The organism is Mycobacterium sp. (genome assembly GCF_051006775.1).
Taxonomy (GTDB): domain Bacteria; phylum Actinomycetota; class Actinomycetes; order Mycobacteriales; family Mycobacteriaceae; genus Mycobacterium.
In genome coordinates this window covers 1-24,346 of the sequence record NZ_JBPCSX010000224.1, presented here as the reverse complement: position 1 = coordinate 24,346, position 24,346 = coordinate 1, and the positions used below count along the sequence as shown (strand labels likewise).

The 24,346-nt window shown below is 67.1% G+C and carries 25 protein-coding genes and 2 pseudogenes; 10 read left to right on the top strand and 17 right to left on the bottom strand.

Features of this window, described 5'->3' with window-relative positions; all coding sequences use genetic code 11:
• Nucleotides 1-99: 99 nt before the first annotated feature.
• Nucleotides 100-198, top strand: a pseudogene (locus ACR2JI_RS15955) (dihydrofolate reductase); the annotation flags it as partial.
• A 110-nt stretch (nucleotides 199-308) separates the two neighbouring features.
• Nucleotides 309-1,004: an iron-dependent transcriptional repressor DtxR gene (locus tag ACR2JI_RS15950; protein ID WP_526391691.1), complete on the top strand. Its 696-nt coding sequence runs from the start codon at nucleotides 309-311 to the stop codon at nucleotides 1,002-1,004.
• 12 nt (nucleotides 1,005-1,016) lie between these two features.
• Here the strand turns inward: ACR2JI_RS15950 and ACR2JI_RS15945 are convergent, their stop codons facing one another.
• On the bottom strand, nucleotides 1,017-2,075 hold the full coding sequence (locus ACR2JI_RS15945) for a DUF4192 family protein (protein ID WP_526391689.1): 1,059 nt from the start codon (nucleotides 2,073-2,075) through the stop codon (nucleotides 1,017-1,019).
• Nucleotides 2,076-2,280: 205 nt separating this feature from the next.
• Between ACR2JI_RS15945 and ACR2JI_RS15940 the strand changes: the two genes are divergently transcribed.
• Nucleotides 2,281-3,267 (top strand): proteasome assembly chaperone family protein, encoded by a 987-nt coding sequence (locus ACR2JI_RS15940; RefSeq protein ID WP_526391687.1) that lies wholly within the window; start codon nucleotides 2,281-2,283, stop codon nucleotides 3,265-3,267.
• Between the two features lie 16 nt (nucleotides 3,268-3,283).
• On the top strand, nucleotides 3,284-3,970 hold the full coding sequence (locus ACR2JI_RS15935) for a PhzF family protein (protein ID WP_526391685.1): 687 nt from the start codon (nucleotides 3,284-3,286) through the stop codon (nucleotides 3,968-3,970).
• A gap of 5 nt (nucleotides 3,971-3,975) precedes the next feature.
• On the opposite strand, the gene nrdR is transcribed toward ACR2JI_RS15935, so the two are convergent.
• The gene (nrdR, locus tag ACR2JI_RS15930; RefSeq protein WP_526391683.1) at nucleotides 3,976-4,440 is read right to left on the bottom strand and encodes a transcriptional regulator NrdR; all 465 of its coding nucleotides are present in this window, start codon (nucleotides 4,438-4,440) and stop codon (nucleotides 3,976-3,978) included.
• Nucleotides 4,441-4,578: 138 nt separating this feature from the next.
• Nucleotides 4,579-5,106: a LysM peptidoglycan-binding domain-containing protein gene (locus tag ACR2JI_RS15925; protein WP_526391681.1), complete on the bottom strand. Its 528-nt coding sequence runs from the start codon at nucleotides 5,104-5,106 to the stop codon at nucleotides 4,579-4,581.
• 210 nt (nucleotides 5,107-5,316) lie between these two features.
• Here ACR2JI_RS15925 and lexA point away from each other — a divergent pair, with 210 nt between their 5' ends.
• Complete coding sequence (gene lexA / locus ACR2JI_RS15920) at nucleotides 5,317-5,982, top strand: transcriptional repressor LexA (protein WP_526391679.1); 666 nt, start codon at nucleotides 5,317-5,319, stop codon at nucleotides 5,980-5,982.
• A 6-nt stretch (nucleotides 5,983-5,988) separates the two neighbouring features.
• Here the strand turns inward: lexA and ACR2JI_RS15915 are convergent, their stop codons facing one another.
• The 9 genes from ACR2JI_RS15915 to ACR2JI_RS15875 all read right to left on the bottom strand — a co-directional run bounded on the left by ACR2JI_RS15915 (nucleotide 5,989) and on the right by ACR2JI_RS15875 (nucleotide 15,510).
• On the bottom strand, nucleotides 5,989-8,043 hold the full coding sequence (locus ACR2JI_RS15915) for an LGFP repeat-containing protein (protein WP_526391677.1): 2,055 nt from the start codon (nucleotides 8,041-8,043) through the stop codon (nucleotides 5,989-5,991).
• Nucleotides 8,044-8,218: 175 nt separating this feature from the next.
• The gene (locus ACR2JI_RS15910; protein ID WP_526391675.1) at nucleotides 8,219-9,379 is read right to left on the bottom strand and encodes an acyl-CoA dehydrogenase family protein; all 1,161 of its coding nucleotides are present in this window, start codon (nucleotides 9,377-9,379) and stop codon (nucleotides 8,219-8,221) included.
• A gap of 107 nt (nucleotides 9,380-9,486) precedes the next feature.
• A complete protein-coding gene (locus ACR2JI_RS15905; protein WP_526391673.1) occupies nucleotides 9,487-9,816 on the bottom strand; it encodes a hypothetical protein in 330 nt (109 codons plus the stop codon).
• 26 nt (nucleotides 9,817-9,842) lie between these two features.
• On the bottom strand, nucleotides 9,843-10,556 hold the full coding sequence (locus ACR2JI_RS15900; RefSeq protein WP_526391671.1) for an LpqN/LpqT family lipoprotein: 714 nt from the start codon (nucleotides 10,554-10,556) through the stop codon (nucleotides 9,843-9,845).
• Nucleotides 10,557-10,656: 100 nt separating this feature from the next.
• Nucleotides 10,657-12,072 carry a GTPase HflX gene (gene hflX, locus ACR2JI_RS15895; RefSeq protein WP_526391669.1) on the bottom strand — a complete coding sequence of 472 codons (1,416 nt, stop codon included), beginning with the start codon at nucleotides 12,070-12,072 and terminating at the stop codon, nucleotides 10,657-10,659.
• A 73-nt stretch (nucleotides 12,073-12,145) separates the two neighbouring features.
• Nucleotides 12,146-13,015 (bottom strand): diaminopimelate epimerase, encoded by an 870-nt coding sequence (gene dapF, locus ACR2JI_RS15890; protein WP_526391667.1) that lies wholly within the window; start codon nucleotides 13,013-13,015, stop codon nucleotides 12,146-12,148.
• Nucleotides 13,012-13,944: a tRNA (adenosine(37)-N6)-dimethylallyltransferase MiaA gene (gene miaA / locus ACR2JI_RS15885; RefSeq protein WP_526391665.1), complete on the bottom strand. Its 933-nt coding sequence runs from the start codon at nucleotides 13,942-13,944 to the stop codon at nucleotides 13,012-13,014. The genes dapF and miaA overlap by 4 nt, the downstream gene beginning before the upstream one ends.
• Complete coding sequence (locus tag ACR2JI_RS15880) at nucleotides 13,941-14,624, bottom strand: class III extradiol ring-cleavage dioxygenase family protein (RefSeq protein ID WP_526391663.1); 684 nt, start codon at nucleotides 14,622-14,624, stop codon at nucleotides 13,941-13,943. Before ACR2JI_RS15880 ends, miaA begins: the two co-directional genes overlap by 4 nt.
• Before the next feature lie 10 nt (nucleotides 14,625-14,634).
• Nucleotides 14,635-15,510, bottom strand: a complete 876-nt coding sequence (locus ACR2JI_RS15875) for a DMT family transporter (RefSeq protein WP_526391661.1) — start codon at nucleotides 15,508-15,510, stop codon at nucleotides 14,635-14,637.
• 227 nt (nucleotides 15,511-15,737) lie between these two features.
• Between ACR2JI_RS15875 and ACR2JI_RS15870 the strand changes: the two genes are divergently transcribed.
• Nucleotides 15,738-17,063, top strand: a complete 1,326-nt coding sequence (locus tag ACR2JI_RS15870; RefSeq protein WP_526391659.1) for a DUF349 domain-containing protein — start codon at nucleotides 15,738-15,740, stop codon at nucleotides 17,061-17,063.
• Between the two features lie 17 nt (nucleotides 17,064-17,080).
• Here ACR2JI_RS15870 and ACR2JI_RS15865 read toward each other — a convergent pair whose 3' ends face one another.
• Nucleotides 17,081-17,641: an Rv2732c family membrane protein gene (locus ACR2JI_RS15865; RefSeq protein WP_526391657.1), complete on the bottom strand. Its 561-nt coding sequence runs from the start codon at nucleotides 17,639-17,641 to the stop codon at nucleotides 17,081-17,083.
• Entirely contained in the window at nucleotides 17,638-19,209 is a 1,572-nt protein-coding gene (gene miaB, locus ACR2JI_RS15860; protein WP_526391655.1) for a tRNA (N6-isopentenyl adenosine(37)-C2)-methylthiotransferase MiaB, read from the bottom strand. The genes ACR2JI_RS15865 and miaB overlap by 4 nt, the downstream gene beginning before the upstream one ends.
• A 76-nt stretch (nucleotides 19,210-19,285) precedes the next feature.
• Here miaB and ACR2JI_RS15855 point away from each other — a divergent pair, with 76 nt between their 5' ends.
• The 4 genes and pseudogenes from ACR2JI_RS15855 to ACR2JI_RS15840 all read left to right on the top strand — a co-directional run bounded on the left by ACR2JI_RS15855 (nucleotide 19,286) and on the right by ACR2JI_RS15840 (nucleotide 22,384).
• Nucleotides 19,286-20,014, top strand: a complete 729-nt coding sequence (locus ACR2JI_RS15855) for an amino acid ABC transporter ATP-binding protein (protein ID WP_526391695.1) — start codon at nucleotides 19,286-19,288, stop codon at nucleotides 20,012-20,014.
• Nucleotides 20,015-20,018: 4 nt separating this feature from the next.
• A pseudogene (locus ACR2JI_RS15850) lies at nucleotides 20,019-20,813 on the top strand (glutamate ABC transporter substrate-binding protein); the annotation flags it as partial.
• A gap of 36 nt (nucleotides 20,814-20,849) precedes the next feature.
• Nucleotides 20,850-21,524: an amino acid ABC transporter permease gene (locus ACR2JI_RS15845; protein WP_526391693.1), complete on the top strand. Its 675-nt coding sequence runs from the start codon at nucleotides 20,850-20,852 to the stop codon at nucleotides 21,522-21,524.
• Nucleotides 21,521-22,384: an amino acid ABC transporter permease gene (locus ACR2JI_RS15840; RefSeq protein ID WP_526391653.1), complete on the top strand. Its 864-nt coding sequence runs from the start codon at nucleotides 21,521-21,523 to the stop codon at nucleotides 22,382-22,384. Before ACR2JI_RS15845 ends, ACR2JI_RS15840 begins: the two co-directional genes overlap by 4 nt.
• On the opposite strand, the gene ACR2JI_RS15835 is transcribed toward ACR2JI_RS15840, so the two are convergent.
• The 3 genes from ACR2JI_RS15835 to recA all read right to left on the bottom strand — a co-directional run.
• A complete protein-coding gene (locus ACR2JI_RS15835) occupies nucleotides 22,381-23,211 on the bottom strand; it encodes a TIGR03560 family F420-dependent LLM class oxidoreductase (protein WP_526391651.1) in 831 nt (276 codons plus the stop codon). The genes ACR2JI_RS15840 and ACR2JI_RS15835 overlap by 4 nt on opposite strands.
• Before the next feature lie 14 nt (nucleotides 23,212-23,225).
• Complete coding sequence (gene recX / locus ACR2JI_RS15830) at nucleotides 23,226-23,744, bottom strand: recombination regulator RecX (protein ID WP_526391649.1); 519 nt, start codon at nucleotides 23,742-23,744, stop codon at nucleotides 23,226-23,228.
• On the bottom strand, nucleotides 23,713-24,346 hold a 634-nt coding region (recA, locus tag ACR2JI_RS15825), incomplete at its 5' end, for a recombinase RecA (RefSeq protein WP_526391647.1). The genes recA and recX, both read right to left, overlap by 32 nt.

Here is a 24,346-nt window from a genome sequence, read left to right as displayed (position 1 = left end):
CCCCACACCCGACCGCGTGTGTCGTCACCGGTGAAGACCGCTGATGGGGCGGCGCAACCGGTAGACTCGTCCGCGACAGAGGGTCTTGAGAGGCGCCGAATGAACGATCTGGTCGATACCACTGAGATGTACCTGCGCACCATTTACGACCTCGAGGAAGAGGGCGTGGTGCCGCTGCGCGCACGCATCGCGGAGCGGCAGCGCATACCACGAGTGGCCCCGCCGGCAATCTCCGGGGGCCCCACTTGTATGCGGGATCGCGATTGCCGCGGTGGGAAGTAGACTCTGCGCGAACGAAGGGTGACCTAATGAACGATCTGGTCGATACCACGGAGATGTACCTGCGCACTATCTACGACCTCGAAGAAGAGGGTGTGGTGCCGCTGCGGGCGCGCATCGCCGAGCGGCTGGAGCAGAGCGGCCCGACGGTCAGCCAGACAGTGGCCCGAATGGAACGCGACGGACTGGTGCGGGTGGCCGGCGATCGCCACCTCGAGCTCACCGAGGAGGGCCGCCAGCTCGCCGTAGCGGTGATGCGCAAGCACCGGCTCGCCGAGCGGCTCCTGGTGGACCTCATCGGGCTGCCCCTGGAGGAGGTGCACGCCGAAGCCTGCCGGTGGGAGCACGTGATGAGCGCAGACGTCGAACGCCAGTTGGTGCGGGTGCTGGAGAAGCCCCTGGTCTCCCCGTTCGGCAACCCCATTCCGGGCCTCGCACAGCTGGGTCTGGACGACATCCACGCCGAGTCGCAGCACCACGATCTGGTGCGGCTCACCGAACTTCCGGTCGGCTCAGCGGTGGCCGTCGTCGTCCGCCAGCTCACCGAGCATGTGCAAGGCGATGTCGGCCTGATCGGACGGCTCAAGGAAGCAGGTGTGGTCCCCAACGCCAGGGTGCTGGTCCAGACCGGCCCCGACGGCGACGTGACGATCGTCGTCGGCGGTCACGAGAACGTTGAACTACCCCACGAGATGGCCCATGCCGTCATGGCCGAAAAGGTCTAGCGGCAGTCCGGTTCATCCGGCGCGACGTCCGAACGCACGGCGCGGTGGCAGCGTGACGCCGAGACGCTTGGCCAACCGGTAGCCGGTGCCCGCCAACTCGCGGATCTGCTCGGGACGCATGCCCGACTGCAATGCGGTGTCCAGCATCCCCGCCATGCGATGTTCGGGGTCGCTGCGCAGAGCCGCCTCCAGCGATAGTCCCGCCAACGGTCCGTCACCGCGGGCGTAGGCCGAAAATGCCAGCAGCACAAGTGCTTCCACTCGCCACGGATCAGGGAGTACCCGCGACAGCACCGCCCAGAGGGTCTCCGCCCGACCGGCCTGGTCACCCACCGCCAACGCGTAGAGCGTGTCACGCACCGCGACGTCGGTCAGACCGCAGGCCAGCGCCGCGATCTCCGGATCATCAAGGTCGGTACCGTCGCAGACCGTAGCGGCGGCCGCCAGCACCGCCTCGACGTCGCGGCGTCCGCAGCCATCGGGGTCGGCCCGCCAGTCGACGTCGCGCCGCTGGTCGCACGCGCGGATCAGACCCGTCAAGGCTGCGCTGCGATCGGCGTCGGTCACGGCGACCACAGCCTGCAGATCCGATCGCCGGGCGTACAGGCGGCGCCCGTCGAGGACCGCGGCCGCAGCCAGAGGCGAGGCACTCGGGTCTTCCACCGCCCCACGAGCACCGCACTCATCGACGCAGTGCCAGGTGCCCCCCGCCTCGACCCGGTCGACCACGTGCGCCGCGTACACGCCCACCCCGCGAGCATCCAGTGCCGCAGTGAGGTACTGACACAGCAGGCGGTGGTCGTCATTGCACATCGGACATAACGCCCCGTCTGCATCGACGATGACCGCCACCACCGTTTGGGCTCCGGAGGCGGCGGCCACCTCGGCGAGGTGACCGATGTTCTCGCTGAGATCGGCGGAGAGGTCGGCCCTCATCACCGCCCCCATCCGGCCGTCCTCCAGGGAGACCAGGACAAGCGATTTCTCCGGGACGAATCCGAGGACGGCCGGTAATGCGGCGATCAGGGCTCCGGGACGGCTGAGGTGGTATTCGGCGTGGTGTTTGGTCATGGGCCCGACGCTGTCAACTACCGCCGTCAACGCCGCGCCGCCGGGCCCCGTGCCGGGGGTCAACTGTGGACCGACACGCGACTGTGGATCAGCCGCCGGCGCCGGTCGGCCTAAGCTGCTGGTGAACCCGTTCCGCACTGCGGTCGGGAACGAGCATCACCGCCGATGCGTTAGAGATGGTGAAGCTGGATGAGGAGGCACGGCGATGGATGGCAACGACGATCAGACCGGCAATCGGCCCGACGAACAGGTCCACGAACAGATCTACGCACTCGAGGTGCCTGCACCGCAGTTGGCCTCCCCTGACGGCCGCGGGCCGGTACTGGTGCACGCCCTGGAGGGCTTCTCCGATGCCGGCCACGCCATCCGGTTGGCCGCTGAACACCTCACCGGCACCCTGGAAAGCGAGTTGGTGGCGTCATTCGCCATCGACGACCTGCTGGACTACCGCTCACGCCGGCCGATGATGACGTTCAAGAGTGACCACTTCAGCCGGTACGACGACCCGCAACTGAACCTCTACGCCCTGCGCGACAGCGTCGGCACACCGTTTCTGCTGCTGGCCGGGCTCGAGCCGGATCTCAAGTGGGAACGTTTCATCACCGCGGTGCGGCTTCTCGCCGAGCGACTCGACGTCCGCCAGACCATCGGCCTGGGCACCATCCCCATGGCGGTGCCGCACACCCGGCCGGTGACCATGACAGCGCACTCGAACAATCGCGACCTCATCGCCGATCATCAGCCGTGGGTCAACGAGGTCCAGGTGCCCGGCAGCGTCTCGAACCTGCTGGAGTACCGGATGGCTCAGCACGGCCATGACGCGGTGGGCTTCACCGTGCACGTGCCGCACTACCTGGCCCAGACCGATTACCCGGCCGGCGCCGAGGCACTGCTGGAGCAAGTCGCCAAGTCAGCGGCACTGCAATTCCCCCTGGACGCTCTCACCGAGGCCGCGGCAGCGGTGCGCCGCAAGATCGACGAGCAGGTGGAGGCCTCTGCCGAGGTCGGCCAGGTGGTCGCCGCACTGGAACGCCAGTACGACACCTTCGTCGAAGCACAGGAGAATCGTTCACTACTGGCCCGTGACGAGGACCTGCCCAGCGGTGAGGAACTGGGTGCGGAGTTCGAACGATTCCTGGCCCAGCACGCCGACGAGTTCAAAGACGGACCCACCGACAACACCGACGACTGAACCCGACCACCGGGCCATGTCCATCGACGTCACGGTGCTGCGGGTGTTCACCGACTCACGCGGCGACTTCGGCAATCCGTTAGGCGTCGTCGACGCGGCCGCTGCCGTACCGACCGATCGCCAACGTATCGCAACCCAATTGGGTTACAGCGAAACGGTTTTCATCGATCTGCCACAGGCAGGTTCCACCACCGCACATGCCCATATCTTCACGCCGGCAACCGAACTCCCCTTCGCCGGACATCCGAGCGTGGGGGCAGCGTGGTGGCTGCGCGAACGAGACACACCGGTAGCCACCCTTCACGTGCCGGCGGGCCGAGTGCAGATCGGCCAGGCCGGAACACTGACCACGATCCGGGCGCGCGCGGACTGGTCACCGCAGTTCGCCGAGCTTCACTTCGCGTCGGTTGAAGAACTACTGGACGCTGATCCCGTCGACTACGCCGACGATCGCTATCACTACCTGTGGACCTGGACCGACCGCGAGGCAGGGCGTGTCCGAGCGCGGATGTTCGCCAACGAACTCGGTGTACCCGAGGACGAGGCCACCGGCTCGGCGGCGGTACGCCTCACTGATTCATTGCGCCGCGATCTGGAAATCACCCAGGGCAAGGGATCACAGATCACTACGACGTGGAATGCAGACGGATGGGTGCTGGTAGGTGGCCGGGTGGTCAGCGACGGGGTCAGGCGGCTGGATTGACCGGCTCAGCCTGACGTGCTGACTTTCCGGTGCGTGCGCAGCGCCTCGATCTCGCGCTCGAAATCCTCCGCCGAACTGAATGAGCGGTACACCGAGGCGAACCTCAGATACGCCACCTCATCGAGTTCGCGCAGCGGCCCGAGAATCGCCAGACCCACTTCATTGCTGGGAACCTCCGGTGACCCCGCGGCGCGCACGGCGTCCTCGACATGCTGGGCCAGCAGGTTGAGCGCGTCGTCGTCGACCTGGCGGCCCTGGCACGCCCGTCGAACCCCGCTGATCACCTTCTCGCGGCTGAACGGCTCGGTGACCCCCGAGCGCTTCACGACCGCGAGAACAGCGGTCTCGACGGTGGTGAACCGGCGGCCGCATTCCGGACAGGACCGCCGCCGGCGGATCGCCTGACCCTCGTCGGCCTCCCGGGAGTCGACCACGCGGGAATCGGGATGACGGCAGAAAGGACAGTGCATGAGCGCTTCCTCTCTCCCCTCTCCGGCCGAAATGCCGAATGAGGGAGAGCCTACCCGCGCCTGCCTGCCGCGACCATTACCGATGAGCCACTCCAGGCCGGTTGGGCGGCATCCGGTCTCACCGAACATCGCCGCGAATCAGCCGACGGGAGCAATCAGGGTCTGGCCGGCATCGACTGCCACCGAACCCAGCTTGTTCAGATCGCGGATCCGCTCGACGGTCTGCCCGGCGGGGGCGTCCGGGGCCACCCGGGCGGCCAGTTGCTGCAACGTCTCCCCGGCCTGGACCTGAACCACCGCCAGTTGCTCAGGCACCGCCGCGGCCGTGGCCGCGCGGTCACTGCTGAAGTGCGCGATGGATCCCAGCCAGACGGTTATCAGTGCGGCCAGGCCGGCCAGCGCGATGGTCATCATGGCGCTTACCTGACGGCGCGGCTGATGCGCCGCCCGCGACACCGCGATTCCGGTTCCGGCATAGCGCATCGGCGCTGTCGCCGGGCGCATCGGGGCCGGGCGTGCGGCCCTGCCCGAACCAGCCCTGCCCGAACCAGCGCGGGCCGTCCGGCACGGCGCCGACTGCGGGGCGCGCGCGACTTCCCTGGGCCAGATCTGCTGCCATTCGGCCAGCTGCCGGTCGATCAGATCCCGATCATCGAGGACTGTCATGTTCGCCCCTTTCCGCGGACTTCTTCGCTTATGTGTTCGAACTGTACTCGATCATCTGTTCGATGTTCGAACATTTAAGCGAGCGTGTCGTCGACGATAAACAGGCCCCCCGACAAGTTCCGACAGATTCCAGCCCCACCGGCCAATCGGTGGCCGACACGCTCGAACACATGTTTGATAATCGCGTCAATCCGGGTTAGATTCGCATCTATGAGCGAGAGCAAAGTCACCACGGCCGCGGGATTGACCGAACGGCAGCGCACCATCCTCGACGTCATCCGGGCCTCGGTCACCAGCCGCGGTTACCCGCCCAGCATCCGGGAGATCGGCGATGCGGTCGGCCTGACCTCGACGTCATCGGTAGCCCACCAGTTGCGCACCCTGGAGCGCAAGGGCTACCTGCGCAGGGACCCGAATCGCCCGCGTGCGGTCGACGTCCGAGGTTCCGAGGATTCGGCGGCCCCGGTGGTGACCGACGTCAGCGGTTCCGACGCACTACCGGAACCCGCATTCGTCCCGGTTCTGGGTCGAATCGCCGCCGGCGGCCCGATCCTGGCCGAGCAGGCGGTCGAGGATGTGTTCCCACTGCCCCGCGAACTTGTCGGCGAAGGCTCACTGTTCCTGTTGAAAGTCGTCGGCGAGTCGATGGTCGACGCGGCCATCTGCGACGGCGACTGGGTCGTGGTGCGTCAGCAGAACGTCGCCGACAACGGCGATATCGTGGCCGCGATGATCGACGGCGAGGCCACCGTCAAGACGTTCAAGCGCACCGGCGGCCAGGTCTGGCTGATGCCGCACAATCCGGCCTTCGATCCCATCCCGGGTAACGACGCGGTCGTACTCGGCAAAATCGTGACAGTGATCAGGAAGGTCTAGACCGGCCTACCTTGGCGCCTTGATGAAACCGTTGGCCTGAGCCAGTTCCTCGCTGGCAAACCAGACCTCCGGGACGGTGTTGTCATACAGCGCCGAGTCCGGCGCGTAGTACAGGCCCGAATGGGTGTTGGCTTTGATGACGTAGCCATCAGGCGCCTGATACGGGTCAGCCAGCGGCAGATGGATCGCCGGGCGCCAAGGCTCCTGATCGGACTCGTCAGCCTCGGGTTCGACCTCTACCTCGACCTCGACCTCCTCATCGAACGAGTAGCCGGTCCATGAGGACTCGTCGAAGCCACCTACCGAACCCTCGGCCGGCGCGTCGGCGACATTCTCGATCTGGCTGTCGAAACGGCTCTCGAACGGCTGGGTCCACCGCGAGAAGTCCTGTGCGGCATGTCGGCGACGTGGCTCCCCGACCTCACCGAGGTCGAGTTGCCACTGCGACTCGGCGCCGACCGCGTCGGTCGCGTGCCGGCCGGAGTCGGACCGCTCGCCGTCGGACTCGTCGAAGCCCGCCCCGAATCCCTCGAGATCCGACTCGCTGGGAATCCGGGTGGGTGCGGTGTCGATCTTGTCCTCGTCCTCGAAAGTCCGCGCAGACCACCGATATTCGGCAGTGCGCTCCTCCTCGGACGCACCGCCCAGACGCTCTCCGGGCCAGCGGCCCTCTTCGCCGTCGTAGTCGAAGTCCCGGTCACTGGCAGCCGAACCGCCGCGCCGCATCGCCCACAGGCCGAGCAATCCGACCAGTAGCAGCAGCGGAATGGCGATCGCCAGCCACCACCACTGCTTGCCTCCGCTGTCCGACGAGCCGGCACCCCCGGTTGCCGGCGCCTGGGCAATGCCGTCGGGCAACTCGATACCGGACAGCGACGATGCGAGATCGGCGGGGTTGGTGCTGAACTCCTTTGTCGCCTGGTTCCAGGAGACCTGTCCCCCGCTGAACGTCTGGCTGACGGTGTCACCACTGGAGGTCTGCTCACCGGTCGGGGCACCCAGGGTTCCGGTTGCTCCGCCGAGGGACTGCCAGGCGGCATTGATGGCGCCGCGGATCACGATCGCACCACTGTCGGGCGTCCAGAAGATGACCGGCTTATCCGGCGCGTTGAACGATCCGATCCGACTGTTGGGCACCCCGCCCTCGGTCTCGGTGCCGATCGGGTAGCCGAGGTCGCCAGTGGGGCCGTTGAGGGATTCGTACTTCGACAGAATCGCTCCGGTCACCGCATGCGCTCCGCTGTCCGGAGAATAGAAGATCTTGCCGCCGGCGTAGCCCTGCTCGGCGCCCTGTCCCGGGCCCGGGTCACCGATCGTCGCCTGCGCGCCCTGCCGAGCACCCAACGGACCGCCCAGTCCGCCGCTGGCACGCCAGGCCATGTTGATCTGGGTGGTCGGATCCGCGGGCACCTCCAGTCCGGCCAGGCCTTCGGCCAGGCTGGACGGATCACTGGAGAAGGTCTTGGTGACGGTGTTCCAGGACAACTCGCCGCCGGTGAACGTCTGGCTCACGACATCGCCGTCGTAGCGCTCATCGGCGGTGGGCACCCCGAGAGCGCCAGCCGAGCCACCGAGTTTGTCCCAGGCCACATTGAGTGCGCCGCGCACCACCCAGGCACCGGTCTCTGCGGTCCAGAAGATGGCGGGTTTGTCGCTGGCGTTGAAGGTGCTCACCCGACTGTCGGGCCCGAACAGACCTTCCACCTCATCGATGGTGGGGAATCCGAGATCACTGTCGCCGGGTCCGCCGAGGGATTGGTACTTGTTCAGGATGTCGCCGTAGATCAGGTGCGCGCCGGTGTCGGGAGTGTAGAAAATCTGCCCATCGGTGAACTTCTGGCCGTAGCCGGCACCGACCTCGTAGACGTCGCCGTCGGTGCCGCCGACCACTGAGCTCGAGCCACCGGCGGCCTCCCAGGCTGCGTTGATGGCGCCGGCGGCATCGCTCTCCGGGGAGGCGAATGCGTGCGGGGAGACCAGGGCGGCGGCGGTGGCCGTCACGGCGACGCCGAGTGCCACGCGCCTTCCGTATCTCATAAGACCGTTCACAAGCCGCGTCATTACCCGTCTCCCGCAATCAGTCCAAGACCTGGGCAAGTCTCAGAATTAAGCAACACCGTCGCATAATTTCCGCGCCAGCTAACCACGACACGCGGCCGAAATTAACGCGTGAACCCAAATTGAGATAAAACCCGAATTGAACTGAAATGCCTCGTGGAGGATGCCAATTCGCGGATCAGACTCCCAGGCCGCGGCCGATGATCTCCTTCATGATCTCGGTGGTGCCGCCGTAGATGGTCTGCACACGGGCGTCCAGGAAAGCCTTGGCCACGCCGTATTCGCGCATGTAGCCGTACCCGCCGTGGAGTTGCACGCAGCGGTCAACCAGGCGGACCTGCGCCTCGGTGGTCCACCACTTGGCCATCGCCGCCTGATCGGCGGTCAGCTTCTCCTCGAGGTGCAGCCGGATGAATTCATCGGTGAGGATGCGCACCGCGGTGGCCTCGGTCGCCAATTCGGCGAGCAGAAAGCGACTGTTCTGGAATGAGCCGATCGGCTTACCGAACGCCTTGCGTTCTTTGACGTATTGGAGGGTCTCCTCGAGCACGGCTTCCATCGCCGCGGCCGCCATGATGGCGATCGAAAGGCGCTCCTGCGGGAGGTTCTGCATAAGGTAGATGAAGCCCATCCCCTCCTCGCCGATGAGGTTCTCGACCGGTACGTGCACATCGGTGAACGAGAGTTCGGCGGTGTCCTGGGCGTCGAGGCCGACCTTGTCGAGGTGACGGCCGCGTTCGAAGCCCGGCATACCGCGCTCGACGCCCAGCAGGGAGAAGCCCTGTGCGCCCTTCTCCGGGTTGGTCTGGGCCACCACGATCACCAGATCAGCGTTGATGCCGTTGGTGATGAAGGTCTTCGAGCCGTTGAGCACGTAGTGATCGCCCTCGCGGACCGCCCGGGTCTTGATGCCCTGCAGATCGCTGCCGGTGCCCGGTTCGGTCATCGCGATCGCGGTGATCATCTCGCCGGTGCAGAACTGCGGCAGCCAGCGCTGCTTCTGCTCCTCATTGGTCTGATGCAGCAGGTAGGGCGCAATGACGTCGTTGTGCAGCGCGAAACCCAATCCGCTGAAGCGGCCGGCCACCGTCTCCTCGCAGACGACGGTGTTGTACCGGAAATCCGCATTGCCGCCGCCGCCGTACTCCTCCGGAACCGCCATTCCGAGGTAGCCCTGCTTACCGGCTTCCAGCCACACACCGCGGTCGACGATCTTGTCCTTCTCCCACTGATCGTGGAAGGGGGCGACGTGCTTGTCGAGGAACGCCCGGTAGGACTCCCGGAAGAGATCGTGCTCGGGCTCGAAGAGGGTGCGGGTGTACTTGACTGCGTTGCCCATGGTTGACCTCCGTCGGGTGGGATATTTCCACCGAGGATAACCCAACCGGGCGGTTGGTAGGGCACACCCCCAGGCCCGCGACAGGGCGAGGGCGTCGCTGAATTAAATCAGCGGGAGGGCCAGGTGGTCCGCGGAGCCGGGCCGGCCGGCGGCTTGGTCCGCAGGGTGTCACCAGGTGTGACGCCGTTCGCGATGGCACCCAGGCACAATCCGAGCCGTCCCGGCATGCACGGCGCGGTGCCGCCCATACCGCGGGCCGTACCGAGATTGTTCAAGTCCTGTTTGCCCCAGCACAGCCCGGTGCGGGCATCGACCTGTTGGTTCGGCGCGCACGTGACGGTGGCCTCGGCCAGCGGGGTGTACATCACGGGAGCCGACAGGGAGATAACGCCGGCGATCGCCGCGGTGAGCAACGTGGAAGCGTGAAAGCGATTCATTCTCGATGTCTCCGGGTGCGTCGCGGCTAGGGGGCGGTGATCTTGGTGTTTTGGTTGATCGCCTTCATGGCGTCCTGCACGACGGCTTGCTCACCATCGAGCGCGTCGCCGTTGAGCTGCAGAACGAAGAAGCTGCCGTCCCTGGCCGGCACCACGACGGTCTTCTCGTCGATGAAACGCTTCTTGCCCTCGTGCATGTAGGTGCCCGAGTACTCGATCGAATCGAATCCGGAGAACGAACTGCGCACCGGCGCACCGGCCGGGGTGAAGCCCTCGAGATCGTCGAGCAGGCCCGGGGCGTACTGCAGGACCTCGACCGCCTCGACATCACCGGTCAGCCGGTCGGCGACCGCGGTGACGGTCGGCGGATCGGTGGGATCGGCGGCCTTGGTGTAGACGATGGCGCCGTAAGCCCAGTCCGGGACCTGGTCGACCTCGCCCCAGCCCTCCGGAATCGTGAAGTCGTACGTCGGCGTGCCGGGATCACCCGGATCGAACGGCGTTTCAGCAATCTCGTTCTCGACGATGTAGTCGTGCAGCGTCTTCTTCAGGCCGCCCTCTTTCGTGGGCGGGGGCGGCAGCGCGCCGCCGGCCGTACTCGACGCCGCCGCCGAGGTCGTAGCCGACTCGGATGCGGAGGTCTTGGTATCGGTCTTAGCGCCCGATCCGCAGCCAACGACGGCAAAGCTCAGCACCGCAGCGGAAAGACCCGCCGTGGCTGCCACCAACACGTTCCTCATGAGCTGCTCGTCTCCTTGTCGATCGTCATGCCGCGCCAAGACTAACCCAGCAACCGGTCACAGGCAGGACCAACGACCATTGCGGGAGGGCCGGGGGAACTCAGGCGATCAGATATTGCTTCAGGGCAGCCGCAGTCGCGGCGGGCACCCGGGCCTTCACGCGGGTGCCGGCGTCGGTGTGCTCGACAGCGTCGACCCGGCCCTCACTGTGCAGCCGAGCGACCAGATCACCGCGGTCGTAGGGAATCGTCACGTCGACGGTGATCTCGCGGGGCTCGACCAGCTCCCCCAGCCTGGTGCGCAGCCGCCCCAATCCGTCACCGGTATGGGCGGAGACGAACACCGCACCGGGTAACGCGCGGCGCAGCTGCGCCAGCGTCAGGTCGGTCGCCGCGTCAATCTTGTTGACCACAAGTAATTCCGGCGATGGTGGCGAATCATGGTCGGCCTGCACCTCGCGAACGACCTGATGCACCGCGGCGATCTGAGCCATCGGATTGGCATCGGAACCGTCGACGACGTGGATCAGCAGATCGGCGTCGACAACCTCTTCGAGGGTGGACCGGAACGCTTCGACGAGCTGAGTGGGCAGGTGCCGGACGAACCCCACGGTGTCGGTCAGCACGAACGGGCGGTCGTCGTCGAACGTGCCGCGACGGGTGGTGGGTTCGAGTGTGGCGAACAGCGCGTTCTCCACCAGGACGCCGGCCCCGGTCAGTGCGTTGAGAAGGCTGGACTTGCCGGCGTTGGTGTACCCGATGATCGCGATCGAGGGCACATCGCTGTGCAGCCGCCGGCTGCGCCGGGTATCGCGTGCCCGCTTCATGTCCTTGATCTCCCGACGCAGCTTCGACATCCGTTCCCGGATACGGCGGCGATCGGTCTCAATCTTGGTCTCGCCGGGACCGCGGGTGCCGACCCCGCCCCCGCTGCCGCCGGCACCGCCACCCTGCCGGGACATCGACTCGCCCCAACCGCGCAGCCTGGGCAGCATGTACTGCATCTGGGCCAACTCCACCTGGGCCTTGCCCTCCCTGCTGGTGGCGTGCTGAGCGAAGATGTCCAGGATCAGCGCGGTGCGGTCGACCACCTTGACCTTGACCACCTTCTCCAGCGCGTTGAGCTGCGCCGGGCTGAGCTCGCCGTCGCAGATCACGGTGTCGGCGCCGGTGGCGACGACGATCTGGCGCAACTCCTGGGCCTTGCCGGAGCCGATGTAGGTCGCCGGATCGGGTTTGTCGCGACGCTGAATGATTCCCTCGAGCACCTCCGAGCCGGCGGTCTCGGCCAGGGCGGCGAGTTCGGCCAGGCTGGCGTCGGCGTCAGCGGCAGAGCCCTCGGTCCACACACCGACCAGCACGACACGCTCCAGCCGCAGCTGGCGGTATTCGACCTCGGAGACATCGGCGAGTTCGGTGGACAGCCCCGCAACCCGGCGCAGCGCGGCACGGTCTTCCAGGGCGAGTTCGCCGAGGCTGGGCTCAGCGGAGGCGCGGGTCAGGTCAGAATCGGTCATACGTTGGTTCCGATGGTGTCACGCCGGTACAACGTCGCGCACATCAATTGGCGTCCCCGCCAACCGCGGCCGATCACCCCTGCGCATTCCACCAGGCGTCCGATATCTCACCGCTCGCCAGCAGCACCGACGGTCCGCGCAGGTAACTGGTGGTGTCGGTGATCTCGACCTCCACCTCGCCACCGGGCACCCGGACCCGCATCGATCCGCACTCGGTGCCCTGATGGGCCAGGGCGGCCGCCGTCGCTGCGACGGTCCCGGTGCCGCAGGATCGCGTCTCGCCGACACCGCGCTCGTGTACCCGCATTGAGATGGCACCGCGGTTCGGCGCGGTGAGTATCTCGATATTGACCCCGTCCGGGAACCGGGTGGCGTCGAACCCGACCGGTTCGCCGACGGCGAGCCCGGCAAGCTGCTGCTCGGTCAGGTCGGGATCCAGACAGGCCAGGTGTGGATTGCCGACGTCGACGACCAGTCCGGTGAAGGTGCGCCCACCGACGCTCGCCCGGCCGGCGCCGAACCGGCTGACCTTGCCCATCTCGACGGTGACATCGGCGTTGAGACCGTCGGCGTGGCTGATCACCACCGGACGCGGTCCGGCCAGCGTGGCCACCACGAACGCGTCGCGGTTTTCCAGTCCGGCGATCCGCAGGTAGTGCGCGAAGACCCGCACTCCGTTACCGCACATCTGCGCGACGGAGCCGTCCGCGTTGCGGTAGTCCATGTACCAATCGGCCGCCTCGACACCGACGGGAAGCGCGTCGAACACGCCGGCGGCGAGCGCGGCCTGTGCGGTGGTGACCCGAAGGACGCCGTCGGCGCCGAGACCGCGACGACGGTCGCAGACCGCGGCCACCGAGGCCGGCGTCAGATCCAGGCGACCGGGGAGGTCGGGCAACAGCACGAAATCGTTCTGCGTGCCGTGCCCCTTCACGAATTTCATTTCGTCCTCGAGGATACGTCCCGCCAGCGCCTCAGTACCGTCTCGGTGAGGTCGTCGGCCGCGCCGTCCACCCAACCGATCCGGTGGTCACGCCGAAACCATGACCGCTGCCGACGCACATAGCGGCGGGTTCCGATGAAGGTCAATTCGCGAGCCTGCGCGATCTGCTCGGCGGTACCGCCGGCATCAATGGCGTCGAGCACCTGGGAATAGCCCAGCGCACGGCGGGCCGTGACACCGTCTCTGAGCCCGTAATCCGCCAGACCTGCCACTTCGGCCACCAGACCCCGGTCGAACATCAGATCGGTCCGGACCGCTAATCGGCCGTCGAGAACCGTTGTGTCCCAGTCTAATCCGATAATCGCGGTGTCCCAGCGCGGAGCGCCGATAGCAGGTGCGGAAGCGGCGAACGGTCGACCGGTGAGCTCGATGACCTCGAGTGCACGGACGATGCGGCGGCCGTCGGTGTCCAGAATTGAGGTTGCCGCCGCCGGGTCACGTCGGGCCAGTTCGCAGTGCAGAGCGGCGACGCCGATCTCGGCCAGCCGCTCCTCCCAGCGCGTCCGCACCGCCGGATCGGTCGCCGGGAACGCCCAGTCGTCCAGCAGTGCCTGGATGTACATCATCGACCCGCCCACGATGACCGGGGTGGCCCCTCGACCGACGATCGCCGCCACATCGGCGACCGCGGCCTGCTGGTAGCGGGCGACGGTGGCGGTGGCCGTGACCTCAAGAACGTCGAGCTGGTGGTGTGGGACCCCGCGGCGCTCGGCGATGCTCAGTTTGGCGGTGCCGACGTCCATTCCGCGGTACTGCTGCATGGCGTCGGCGTTGACCACTTCGCCACCCACCCGGACCGCGATCTCGACGGCGAGGTCGGACTTGCCGGTGCCGGTCGGGCCGATGATCGCGATCGGCCGGCCGGTCATGGGAGCCAGACACCCACGAAGTAGCCGACACCGTAGGGCGCACCGCGGATCAGTTCGCGCGCCGTGCGGGGCCCGGATCCGCACAACCCCGCCAGCACCTGATAAGCCACCCTGCCGACGACGCCGTCGGGCAATTCAGCCAGCGCGACGGTATCGCCGGCGGCCAGCGCATCGTCCAGAGCGGCCTGCACCGGTCCGGCGCCGGGATCCTCACCGCCGGGCGCCGACGGACCCAGCGTGTTGAGTCCGTCGGCGACCACCAGCACCCCGATCGGCTCGGGTGTGTCGTCGATGAGCTCGCGCAGCAGCCGTCCGCGGGCCAGTGCCTCCCCGGCGGTCAGGTTGCTGGGGTACACCCGGACAGGCACAGACGCGGCGGGGTTGGCCTGCCCGCGCAGCCAACCGGCGAACAACGCGCACAGCGGCATCTCGGTCGGTGATCCCAGCTCCTCCGGGCACAGCGATACCGGTACGTCCGTTCCGTATCCGGCGAAGGTCCCGCGAACACGCGAGAGCACCAATTCGGCGCTCCCGACCCCGATCGCGATCCACTGATCCGGAAGCGCGCGCGCCGCCTCGATTGCAGCCGTGCGGAATTCGGCGACCTCGGCGGCAGCACGGCCCGCGAGGTCGGGCACCAGGACCGGCGCGGAGGGAGTCAGTGCAATGGCCGCCAACACGGGATCAACGCTAGACCGCGCCACGGGCGCCGGCGGAGGCGCTCTGGCTGCGGGCCAGCGCCACGATCGCCGCCACCATCACCGCCACCGCCGCCACCAGGCTGAACCAGCCGATCCGCCCCGGCGACAGGGCCTCGCCAAGGACGAGGATGCCCAAGGCAGAGCCCACCAGCGGTTCACTGACATTCACCGCCGGCAACGACGCCGCCAGCGATCCGGCCCGGAACGCAGACTGCTGAATCGCGGTGGCGAGCAGCGCGACAACCGCCCACGAGTAGAGCTCAGGCATGGTCAGCACGGCCCAGACGCCCTCGTCGAGCCGATCAACGACGCCCTTGGTCAGTACGGCGAACAGGCCCCACAGCGCGCCCGACACCAGGCCGAGTAGCACCGCCGCCGCCGGGCGCCCGGCCAGCAGCTTGGCCGCCGCCAGGCCCGCGAGCAGCAGCGCGCCCAAGATCCCGATCACCGGAAGCCATACCGAGATCCCGGCCCGCGCGAGCCCCTCGGTCGGATCACCCTCGATGACGATCACCGCGACCGCTACCGCAAGCAGCGCAGCCCACACCCCCTGCCGGCGGCTGATCCGCGCACCGTTGACCCGTGCGCTGATCGGCAGTGCGAACAGCAGTGACGTTGAGAGCAATGCCTGAACCAGCACCACCGATCCGATTCCCAGCGCTGCTGCCTGCAGTACGAAACCCGCCCCGGCCAGCAGACTGCCGGCCCACCAGGTCCGGTCGCGGAGCAGCCGGAGAAAAAGTGCGGCATGTCCCACCGGTTCGTCGGTGACACCCTGGGCCGACCGCTGCTGGATGACGTCGCCGACACCGATTGCCATCGCGGCACCGAGTGCCAGCAGGGCGGCGATCTCCACCTCGGCCATGACACCTCCCCACGCTCGTCATCGTGCTGCGCGCCAGCCTGCCGACCGTAGCGGCACCGGGCAACTCTGACCGCCAACTCTCTAGCACGGGCAACAACACGGGCAACCTCGGCACATGGGCGGATGCGAACTGGTTCAATACCCACCGGGGACCGGTAGTCGCTTCCACCGGCCCGCACCGCACGACCGGAGCCGCTCAGCGCGGCAGGCATACGAAGGCTGGGCTGATGACGAGCGACGAAACGACCACCGGCGACTTCCCCAAGCCCAGCCCCCTGCCCGGACCACCGCGACCGGGCCCACGCCCGAACCAGCCGGCCCAACCGCCGCTGCGGACGCCGGTGAGCGACCCGCACCGGTTCGGCCGGGTGGCCGACGACGGAACCGTGTACCTGACCACCGCGACGGGTGAGCGAGTCATCGGGTCCTGGCAGGCCGGTGACGCCGAGGCCGCCTTCGCCCACTTCGGTCGTCGCTTTGATGATCTGGCCACCGAGATCACGCTGATGGAGAACCGGCTGGCATCGGGTAATGGCGATGCGCGCAAGATCAGGGCGGCGGCGGCCGCGCTGGCCGAAACACTGCCCACCGCAAGCGTTCTCGGCGACGTCGACGCTCTGGCGGCCCGGCTGGCCGCGATCGCCGACCAGGCTGATGAGGCTGCCCAGGCCGACCGGGCCCGCCGCGACGAGCACCGCGCAGCCCAGACGGCACTCAAGGAGGCGCTGGCCGTCGAGGCCGAGGACCTCGCCGCGAACGCCACCCAGTGGAAGACCGCCGGCGATCGGATGCGAACCATCCTTGATGAGTGGCGCACCATTACCGGACTGGACCGCAAGGTCGACGACGCGCTGTGGAAGCGCTATTCGGCGGCCCGTGACACGTTCAACCGGCGGCGCGGCGCACACTTCTCCGAACTCGACAAGGAGAAGGCCGGCGCACGGCAGGCCAAAGAGCGGTTGTGCGAGCGCGCCGAGGAACTGTCCGCCTCAACCGACTGGGCACCGACTGCGGCGAAGTTCCGCGACATGCTGGGCGAGTGGAAGGCCGCCGGCCGCGCCGCCAAGGACGTCGACGAGACGCTGTGGCAGCGGTTCAAGAAGGCTCAGGACACCTTCTTCGCCGCCCGCAACGCGGTCAGCGCTGAGCGCGATGCCGAGTTCACCGCCAACGCCGAGGCCAAGGAGCGCCTGCTCGCGGAGGCCGAGAAGATCGACGTCGCCAACCCCAAGGCGGCCCTGGCGGCGCTGCGCTCGATCACCGACAAGTGGGATGACACCGGCAAGGCCCCCAAGGAACGCGGACCGGAACTGGACCGGAGACTGCGGGCGGTGGAGAAGAAGATCCGCGACGCCGCCGATGCGGGCCGGATCGACCCCGAGGCCCAGGCCCGCGCTGAGCAGTTCCGCGTTCGCGTCGAGCAGTTCGAACGTCAGGCGGAGAAAGCCGAGGCCGCCGGCCGCGCCAAGGATGCCGAAGCGGCCCGGGCCAGCGCGGCGCAGTGGCGGGAGTGGGCCGCAGCGGCGGCGCAGGCCGTCGCGAAGAAGCGGTAGCGGCGGCGCAGGCGCTCCTACGGCTCGTCGAGCACCGAGCGCGCCTGCTGCCCGGCCTCTTCCCGGCGCTGAGCCTCGGCGGCCAGCTGCACCGCGGTGCGGGTCCAGACCACCCGTGCCCAATGGAACGCCAGCAGGAACAGGGTGATCCAGCCCAGGACCAGTCCGATTCCCGGGCCGGGATGGCCGTGGGTCGCAGTCTGCCGGGACCACACCGCCAGCATCCCGATCGCAGTTCCGACAGCGCAACCGGCCAGGGCGATCCAGGCCAGCGTCCAGCGCCGGGTCAGCAGGGCCAGCATGGAGAAACCGACCCCGAAAATCAGTGCGAACCAGACGAAGATCTGTGACGGCAAGGCGATACCGACGCTGATCGCCTTGGCATTGCCCATCAGGACGTCGATCCCGCGGGCGCCACCGGTGTGCGGCAGCACGAAGGACAACACCAGGACGAAGACCAGGACCGCCACCACGACACCCCGCAGTCCCGGATCGATCTCGCCGGCCACCCGGCGTTCGGCAGCCTCCAGATCGGATTTGTAGGCCTCGAAGTGGCCCTGGGGATCCGGCACGCTCATCGTTCACATCCGTTCGTCGGCTCATTGGTCGGCGGTGCGCCGATGAGGGGAAGTCCAAGCCCGATGGTTCGCGGGCGCTCGCCGGCGGCCTGGGCGTCACCGGCCCGGGTCCGGCGGTGGGTCAGCAGTGGCGCGTCGGCGATCAGATGATGCGGTGCGGCAGCGGTGATCGTTGTGGTCACCACATCGCCGGCGCGCACCTGGTTGTCGCCGGCGGCGAAGTGCACCAGCCGGCCGTCCCGGGACCGGCCCGACATCCGGGCGGTGGCAGCATCCTTGCGCCCCTCGCCGGTGGCCACCAGCAGTTCGACCGTGCTGCCGATCAGCGCCTGATTCTCCTCCCAGGAAATCGCATCCTGGAGCTCGATGAGCCGCTGATAGCGTTCCTGGACAACAGCTTTGGGTATCTGATTGTCGAAATCAGCCGCGGGCGTTCCAGGCCGCTTCGAATACTGGAAGGTGAAGGCCGCCGAGAACCGCGCAGTACGCACCACATCGAGGGTGGCGGCAAAATCCTCCTCGGTCTCACCCGGGAAGCCGACGATGATGTCGGTGGTGATCGCCGCATGTGGCATCGCCGCCCGGACCCGCTCGATGATTCCGAGATACTTCTCGGCCCGGTAGGACCGCCGCATCTCGCGCAGGATGCGATCGGAACCGGACTGCAACGGCATGTGCAGCGCCGGGCACACATTCGGGGTCTCGGCCATCGCCTGGATCACGTCATCGGTGAACTCAGCCGGGTGCGGCGAGGTGAAGCGAACCCGCTCCAGCCCATCGATGCGGCCACACGCACGCAGCAGCGCCGCGAAGGCGCCACGGTCGCGCGCAGTGTCATGCTCAGTCAACGGCGACTCGCGCAGGTGCTCGTCGGCGGCGAATGACACCCCGTAGGCATTGACGTTCTGACCCAGCAGGGTGACTTCCAGCACGCCCTGGTCCACCAGGGAACGCACCTCGGCGAGGATGTCGCCGGGGCGGCGATCCAACTCCTTGCCGCGCAGCGAGGGCACGATGCAGAACGTGCAGGTGTTGTTGCAGCCGACGGAAATGGAAACCCATGCGGCATAGGCGGATTCCCGGGTGGCCGGCAGTGTGGAAGGGAATGCCTGCAGCGCTTCGGCGATCTCGACCTGTGCGACGCGGTTGTGACGAGCCCGCTCGAGCAGCACCGGGAGCGAGCCGATGTTGTGCGTGCCGAACACCACGTCGACCCACGGCGCCCGCTGGAGAACGCTGTCGCGGTCCTTCTGGGCCAGGCAGCCGCCGACCGCGATCTGCATATCGGGGTCGGCCTCCTTGCGGGGCACGAGGTGACTGATATTGCCGTAGAGCTTGTTGTCTGCGTTCTCCCGCACCGCGCAGGTGTTGAACACCACGACGTCCGCGTCAGTTCCCTCGGCCGCGGGCAGGTAGCCGGCGGCATCCAGCAGACCCGCGATCCGCTCGGAGTCGTGAACGTTCATCTGGCAGCCGTAGGTGCGAACCTGATAGGTACGCCCCCGGGGCGGAGCCGGCGAATCGCCCGTTCCGCTCTCCTGGCTGCGCGCCGCCGTCACACCGCACATGCTACGGATGCGGTTACCGCGCCGAGCGTGCCGGACCTCGGTAAGGTCAGCTCGCATGGCTGGTGGCGGGGTCCCGATGATCTCTATCAAGGGGGTCGACAAGCACTTCGGACCCCTGCATGTGCTCAAGGGCATCAACCTCGAGATCGACCGCGGTCAGGTGGTCGTGGTCCTGGGCCCGTCCGGTTCGGGCAAGTCCACACTGTGCCGAACCATCAACCGGTTGGAGGCCGTCGATTCCGGGACGATCTCCATCGACGGCGAGGTGCTCCCGTCGGAGGGACGCAAGCTGGCGCAATTGCGTTCCGAGGTCGGCATGGTGTTCCAATCGTTCAACCTCTTCGCCCACAAGACCATCCTGGAAAACGTGATGCTGGCACCGGTCAAGGTCCGCAAGGTGTCCGCCGAGGAGGCCCGGACCCGGGCGATGTCGCTGCTGGAGCGGGTGGGTGTCGCCAGCCAGGCCGAGAAATACCCCGCGCAACTGTCCGGCGGCCAACAGCAGCGGGTCGCGATCGCCCGATCCTTGGCGATGGAGCCCAAGGTGATGCTGTTCGACGAGCCGACCAGCGCGCTGGATCCGGAGATGGTCAACGAGGTGCTGGCCGTCATGGCCTCGCTGGCAGCCGAGGGTATGACCATGGTGGTGGTAACCCACGAGATGGGGTTCGCCCGCCGGGCGGCCAACCGGGTGGTGTTCATGGCCGACGGCACGATCGTCGAGGACGCCGCGCCGGAGGACTTCTTCTCCAACCCGCAATCGGCCCGGGCCCGCGATTTCCTCGGCAAGATCCTCAGCCACTAGCACCATGCGGTCACTGCCCCGGCGCCTGCTCGCCCTTCTGCTGCTCATGGGTCTGTCGCTGGCCCTGGCCGGGTGCGGCGGTAGCGAGAAGACGATCACCATCGGCACCAAGTTCGACCAGCCGGGCCTGGCGGTGAAGAAGCCGGATGGGTCGATGGCGGGCTTCGACGTCGACGTCGCCACCTATGTGGCCGGGCAACTCGGGTACTCACCGGAGCAGATCGAGTGGAAGGAGTCCCCGTCCGGGCAGCGCGAGACACTGATCCAGAACGATCAGGTCGACTACATCGTGGCGACCTACTCGATCACCGATGCCCGCAAGACAAAGGTCGGATTCGCCGGGCCGTATCTGGACACCGGGCAGAGCCTGATGGTGCGGGCCGACAACGCTGACATCACCGGACCGGAATCCCTGGCCAACGCCAAGCGGCTCTGTTCGGTGTCGGGGTCGACACCGGCCCAGCGCATCAAGGACAAGTACCCCGGTGTGCAGTTGCAGCAGTACGACACCTACTCGGCATGTGTGGAAGCGCTGCGCAACGGCGCGATCGATGCGGTCAGCACCGACGAGGTGATCTTGGCCGGATTCGCCGCGCAGTCCCCCGGCGCCTTCAAGATCATCGGCAAGCCGTTCTCGGTGGAGCACTACGGAATCGGGTTGCGCCTGGAGAATCTCGAGCTTCGCGACCAGATCAACAGTGCGATCCTCAAGATGCAGGAGGACGGAGACTGGACGGCGGCGTTCGACCGCAACCTCGGCCCCGCCGGTATCACCGCGCCGCCGCCTCCGCCACTCGACACCGCCGCCACCGGCGGCGCGGCCGAGCGGGTCGACATCTTCGGCACGTACGGCGGGCTGATCATCACGGCTTTCTGGACCACGATCAAGCTGACGGTACTGTCGGCGATCGGGGCGCTGGTCCTCGGTACCGCGCTGGCGGCGATGAGGCTGTCCCCGGTGCCGACGCTCAACCAGATCGGAACCTTCTACGTCAACACCGTCCGTAACACCCCGCTGACGCTGATCATTCTGTTCTGCTCGTTCGGCCTTGCGCAGACCCTGGGCATCACACTGGCCGATGCGACATCACCGACGTCGATCGCCGACAGTAATTTCCGGCTCGCCGTGCTGGGACTGTCGGTCTACACCGCGGCATTCGTGTGCGAGACGGTGCGCGCCGGGGTGAACACCGTGCCTGCCGGCCAGGCCGAGGCGGCCCGTTCGTTGGGGATGACATTCGGGCAGAATCTGCGGATCGTGCTGCTGCCACAGGCATTTCGGGCGGTGATCATCCCGCTGGGGTCGGTCCTGATCGCGCTGACCAAGAACACCACCATCGCATCGGCGATCGGCGTCGCGGAGGCGGCGCTGCTGATGAAGGAGATGATCGAGAACACCGCCGCTCTGCTGCTGGTCGGTGGGGTCTTCGCATTCGGGTTCCTGCTGTTGACCCTGCCGATGGGCCTGCTGTTCGGGTGGCTGGGCAAGCGCTGGGCGGTGGTCAGGTGAGCGCGTCCGTGCTATTCGACACACCCGGACCCCGGGCAAGGGTCCGCAACCGCATCATCTCGGGCGTCACCGTGGCAGTGGTCGCACTGGTGCTGTGGGCGATCGTTTCCCGGCTCGCCGACAAGGGACAACTCACAGCCGCGAAGTGGCGACCGTTCCTCACCGGCGACCTCTGGAAGACCTATGTGCTGCCCGGTGTCACCGGCACCCTTACCGCCGCCGCCGTCTCGATCGTGCTGGCGTTGATCCTCGGACTGCTGCTCGGTGTCGGCCGGATGTCCCCCGCTGCGCCGCTGCGGTGGGCGTGCACGGTGATCATCGAGTTCTTCCGGGCCGTACCCGTGCTGATCATGATGATCTTCGCCTATTTCCTGTTCGCGCTCTACGACGTGTTCCCGTCCAAACAGTTGGCGCTGGCCGGCGTGGTGACCGGGCTGACCCTCTACAACGGGGCGGTGATCGCCGAGATCGTGCGAACCGGTGTGGGCGCGCTCCCCCGCGGACAGACCGAGGCCGCCGCATCGTTGGGAATGAGTTGGGGGCAGACCATGCGGGCGGTTCTGCTGCCCCAGGCCATCACCTCGATGCTGCCGGTTCTGGTGTCCCAGTTGGTCGTTGCGCTCAAGGACACCGCGATCGGCTATCAGATCACGTTCGTGGAGATGGTGCGCCAAGGAACCGTCATCGGGTCGACCTACGGCAACTACGTGCCGGCACTGATCGTGATCGCCGTGCTGATGATCAGCCTGAACTTCGCGCTCTCGGCCGCGGCGACCAGGCTGGAGAGCCGTCTTCGCCGCTCCAAGCGCACCCCGGAACCACTGGAAGCGGCCGACCCGATGCTGGAGCCCGGCGACTAGTTTCCACGCAAGGCGGCGCAGCGTTGCATCAACTCGGCATCTGGTGGTTGGTAGAACGACAGCACGGCATGGTCGCAGCCGAGTCTCTGGTATTCCGGCAGCAGACCCAGTTGTTCGTCGACCTGTCCGGGCTTTCGCGGATGCAGGAACAGTTGCACTGCACGCCGGACCTCACCCGGGTTACGGCCGACCTCCGTGCACGCCACGTCGAGGGCGGCGTTGGCCTGTCCCCACTCGGCAGGACCCTCGTGGCTGGGCATGTTCCATTCGTCGGCGTGCCGGGCGATCACCCGCAGCATCTTCGGCTGTGAGCCACCCACGATGACGGGCGGGTGTGGACGCTGAACCGGTTTGGGCTCGCACAGCGCTTCGGTCAGGGTGAAGAAGCGACCCGAATGGGTGACCGACTCCTCGGTCCACAACCGTCGGATCACCGTGAGCGCCTCGTCGAGCATCGCCACCCGGGTTCCCGGACTGGGGAACTCGATACCGTAGCCACGATGCTCGTCCTCATGCCAGCCGGCGCCGATGCCGAAATCCATTCGGCCACCGCTGATGTGGTCGACGGTGACCGCCATCTTGGCCAGGATCGCCGGATTGCGATAGGTCACACCGGTGACCATGCAGCCGACTCGGGCGTGCCGGGTCACTGCCGCCATGGCAGCCAGAGTCGTCCAGCCCTCCAGTGTGGGTTTGGCGTTATCCACCAGGCCGTAGAAATGGTCGTAGTTCCAGATCGCTTCGAATCCGAGATCGTCGGCGGTGCGCCAGAAATCCTCAAGCTCGGAATAGCTGAAAGTGGGTGCCAGCTTGGCCGAGATCCGCATGGACCGAGCCTAGATCAGACCTTCCGGCGCTCCCGTTCCGCGGCCACCGCATCAGTGACCACCGCCACCGCCATGCTCTGGCTGTAGCCGCGGCGCGCGAGCATACCCACGAGTCGCCGAGTCACCTTGATCTCATCGCCATCGTCCAGCGGTTCACGCCGTAGTCGGCGCTCCACGAGTTGCTCGGCCCGGACACGTTCGACCCCGGCGTCGATACCGGACAGGGCGGAGGCGATCACGTCGGCGTCGACACCCTTGGTGCGAAGTTCAGCGGCCAATGCGCGCTTCCCTTTTCCGGCGTTACGCTGCCGCGACTTCACCCACTGCTCCGCGAAGTCCTCGTCATCGATGAGGCCGACCTCCGCCAGCCGACTCAGCACCGTCTCGGCGACCTCATCGGGATAGCCCCGCTTGGTCAGCCGCTCCGCCAGTTCGGCACGGGTGCGGGCCCGCACGGTGAGCAGGCGCAGACAATCTGCGTGCGCCTGCTCCTCGCGGGTCTCAGAAGTCGACGGGAGCGGGAAGGACGTCATCGACGAACTCGTCGGTCAGCACCGCACCGATCCCGAGTTTCTCCTTGATCTTCTTCTCGATCTCGTTACCGATATCGGGGTTCTCGATCAGGTAGTTGCGGGCGTTCTCCTTGCCCTGGCCCAACTGTTCGCCCTCGTAGGTGAACCACGAGCCGGACTTGCGGACGAAGCCGTGATCGACGCCCATGTCGATGAGCGAACCCTCGCGGCTGATGCCCTTGCCGTAGAGGATGTCGAACTCGGCCTGCTTGAACGGCGGCGACACCTTGTTCTTGACCACCTTGACGCGGGTGCGGTTACCGACCGCGTCGGTACCGTCCTTCAGCGTCTCGATCCGGCGGACGTCGAGGCGCACCGAGGCGTAGAACTTCAGCGCCTTGCCGCCGGTAGTGGTTTCGGGCGAGCCGAACATCACGCCGATCTTCTCGCGCAGCTGGTTGATGAAGATGGCGGTGGTGTTCGAGTTACTCAGGGCGCCGGTCATCTTGCGCAGCGCCTGGCTCATCAGGCGGGCCTGCAGGCCGACGTGGCTGTCGCCCATCTCGCCCTCGATCTCGGCGCGCGGCACCAGTGCGGCCACCGAGTCGATGACCAGGATGTCG

Coding starts and splice junctions, on each gene's coding strand:
- ACR2JI_RS15935 (WP_526391685.1), top strand. CDS start 3,284: ATGTCCATCGACGTCACGGTGCTGCGGGTGTTCACCGACTCACGCGGC.
- ACR2JI_RS15940 (WP_526391687.1), top strand. CDS start 2,281: ATGGATGGCAACGACGATCAGACCGGCAATCGGCCCGACGAACAGGTC.
- miaA (WP_526391665.1), bottom strand. CDS start 13,944: ATGACCGGCCGGCCGATCGCGATCATCGGCCCGACCGGCACCGGCAAG.
- ACR2JI_RS15900 (WP_526391671.1), bottom strand. CDS start 10,556: ATGAGGAACGTGTTGGTGGCAGCCACGGCGGGTCTTTCCGCTGCGGTG.
- ACR2JI_RS15870 (WP_526391659.1), top strand. CDS start 15,738: ATGACGAGCGACGAAACGACCACCGGCGACTTCCCCAAGCCCAGCCCC.
- ACR2JI_RS15910 (WP_526391675.1), bottom strand. CDS start 9,379: ATGGGCAACGCAGTCAAGTACACCCGCACCCTCTTCGAGCCCGAGCAC.
- ACR2JI_RS15915 (WP_526391677.1), bottom strand. CDS start 8,043: ATGACGCGGCTTGTGAACGGTCTTATGAGATACGGAAGGCGCGTGGCA.
- ACR2JI_RS15945 (WP_526391689.1), bottom strand. CDS start 2,075: ATGACCAAACACCACGCCGAATACCACCTCAGCCGTCCCGGAGCCCTG.
- nrdR (WP_526391683.1), bottom strand. CDS start 4,440: ATGCACTGTCCTTTCTGCCGTCATCCCGATTCCCGCGTGGTCGACTCC.
- ACR2JI_RS15865 (WP_526391657.1), bottom strand. CDS start 17,641: ATGAGCGTGCCGGATCCCCAGGGCCACTTCGAGGCCTACAAATCCGAT.
- ACR2JI_RS15835 (WP_526391651.1), bottom strand. CDS start 23,211: ATGCGGATCTCGGCCAAGCTGGCACCCACTTTCAGCTATTCCGAGCTT.
- miaB (WP_526391655.1), bottom strand. CDS start 19,209: ATGTGCGGTGTGACGGCGGCGCGCAGCCAGGAGAGCGGAACGGGCGAT.
- ACR2JI_RS15905 (WP_526391673.1), bottom strand. CDS start 9,816: ATGAATCGCTTTCACGCTTCCACGTTGCTCACCGCGGCGATCGCCGGC.
- ACR2JI_RS15875 (WP_526391661.1), bottom strand. CDS start 15,510: ATGGCCGAGGTGGAGATCGCCGCCCTGCTGGCACTCGGTGCCGCGATG.
- lexA (WP_526391679.1), top strand. CDS start 5,317: ATGAGCGAGAGCAAAGTCACCACGGCCGCGGGATTGACCGAACGGCAG.
- hflX (WP_526391669.1), bottom strand. CDS start 12,072: ATGACCGATTCTGACCTGACCCGCGCCTCCGCTGAGCCCAGCCTCGGC.
- ACR2JI_RS15950 (WP_526391691.1), top strand. CDS start 309: ATGAACGATCTGGTCGATACCACGGAGATGTACCTGCGCACTATCTAC.
- dapF (WP_526391667.1), bottom strand. CDS start 13,015: ATGAAATTCGTGAAGGGGCACGGCACGCAGAACGATTTCGTGCTGTTG.
- recX (WP_526391649.1), bottom strand. CDS start 23,744: ATGACGTCCTTCCCGCTCCCGTCGACTTCTGAGACCCGCGAGGAGCAG.
- ACR2JI_RS15925 (WP_526391681.1), bottom strand. CDS start 5,106: ATGACAGTCCTCGATGATCGGGATCTGATCGACCGGCAGCTGGCCGAA.
- ACR2JI_RS15855 (WP_526391695.1), top strand. CDS start 19,286: ATGATCTCTATCAAGGGGGTCGACAAGCACTTCGGACCCCTGCATGTG.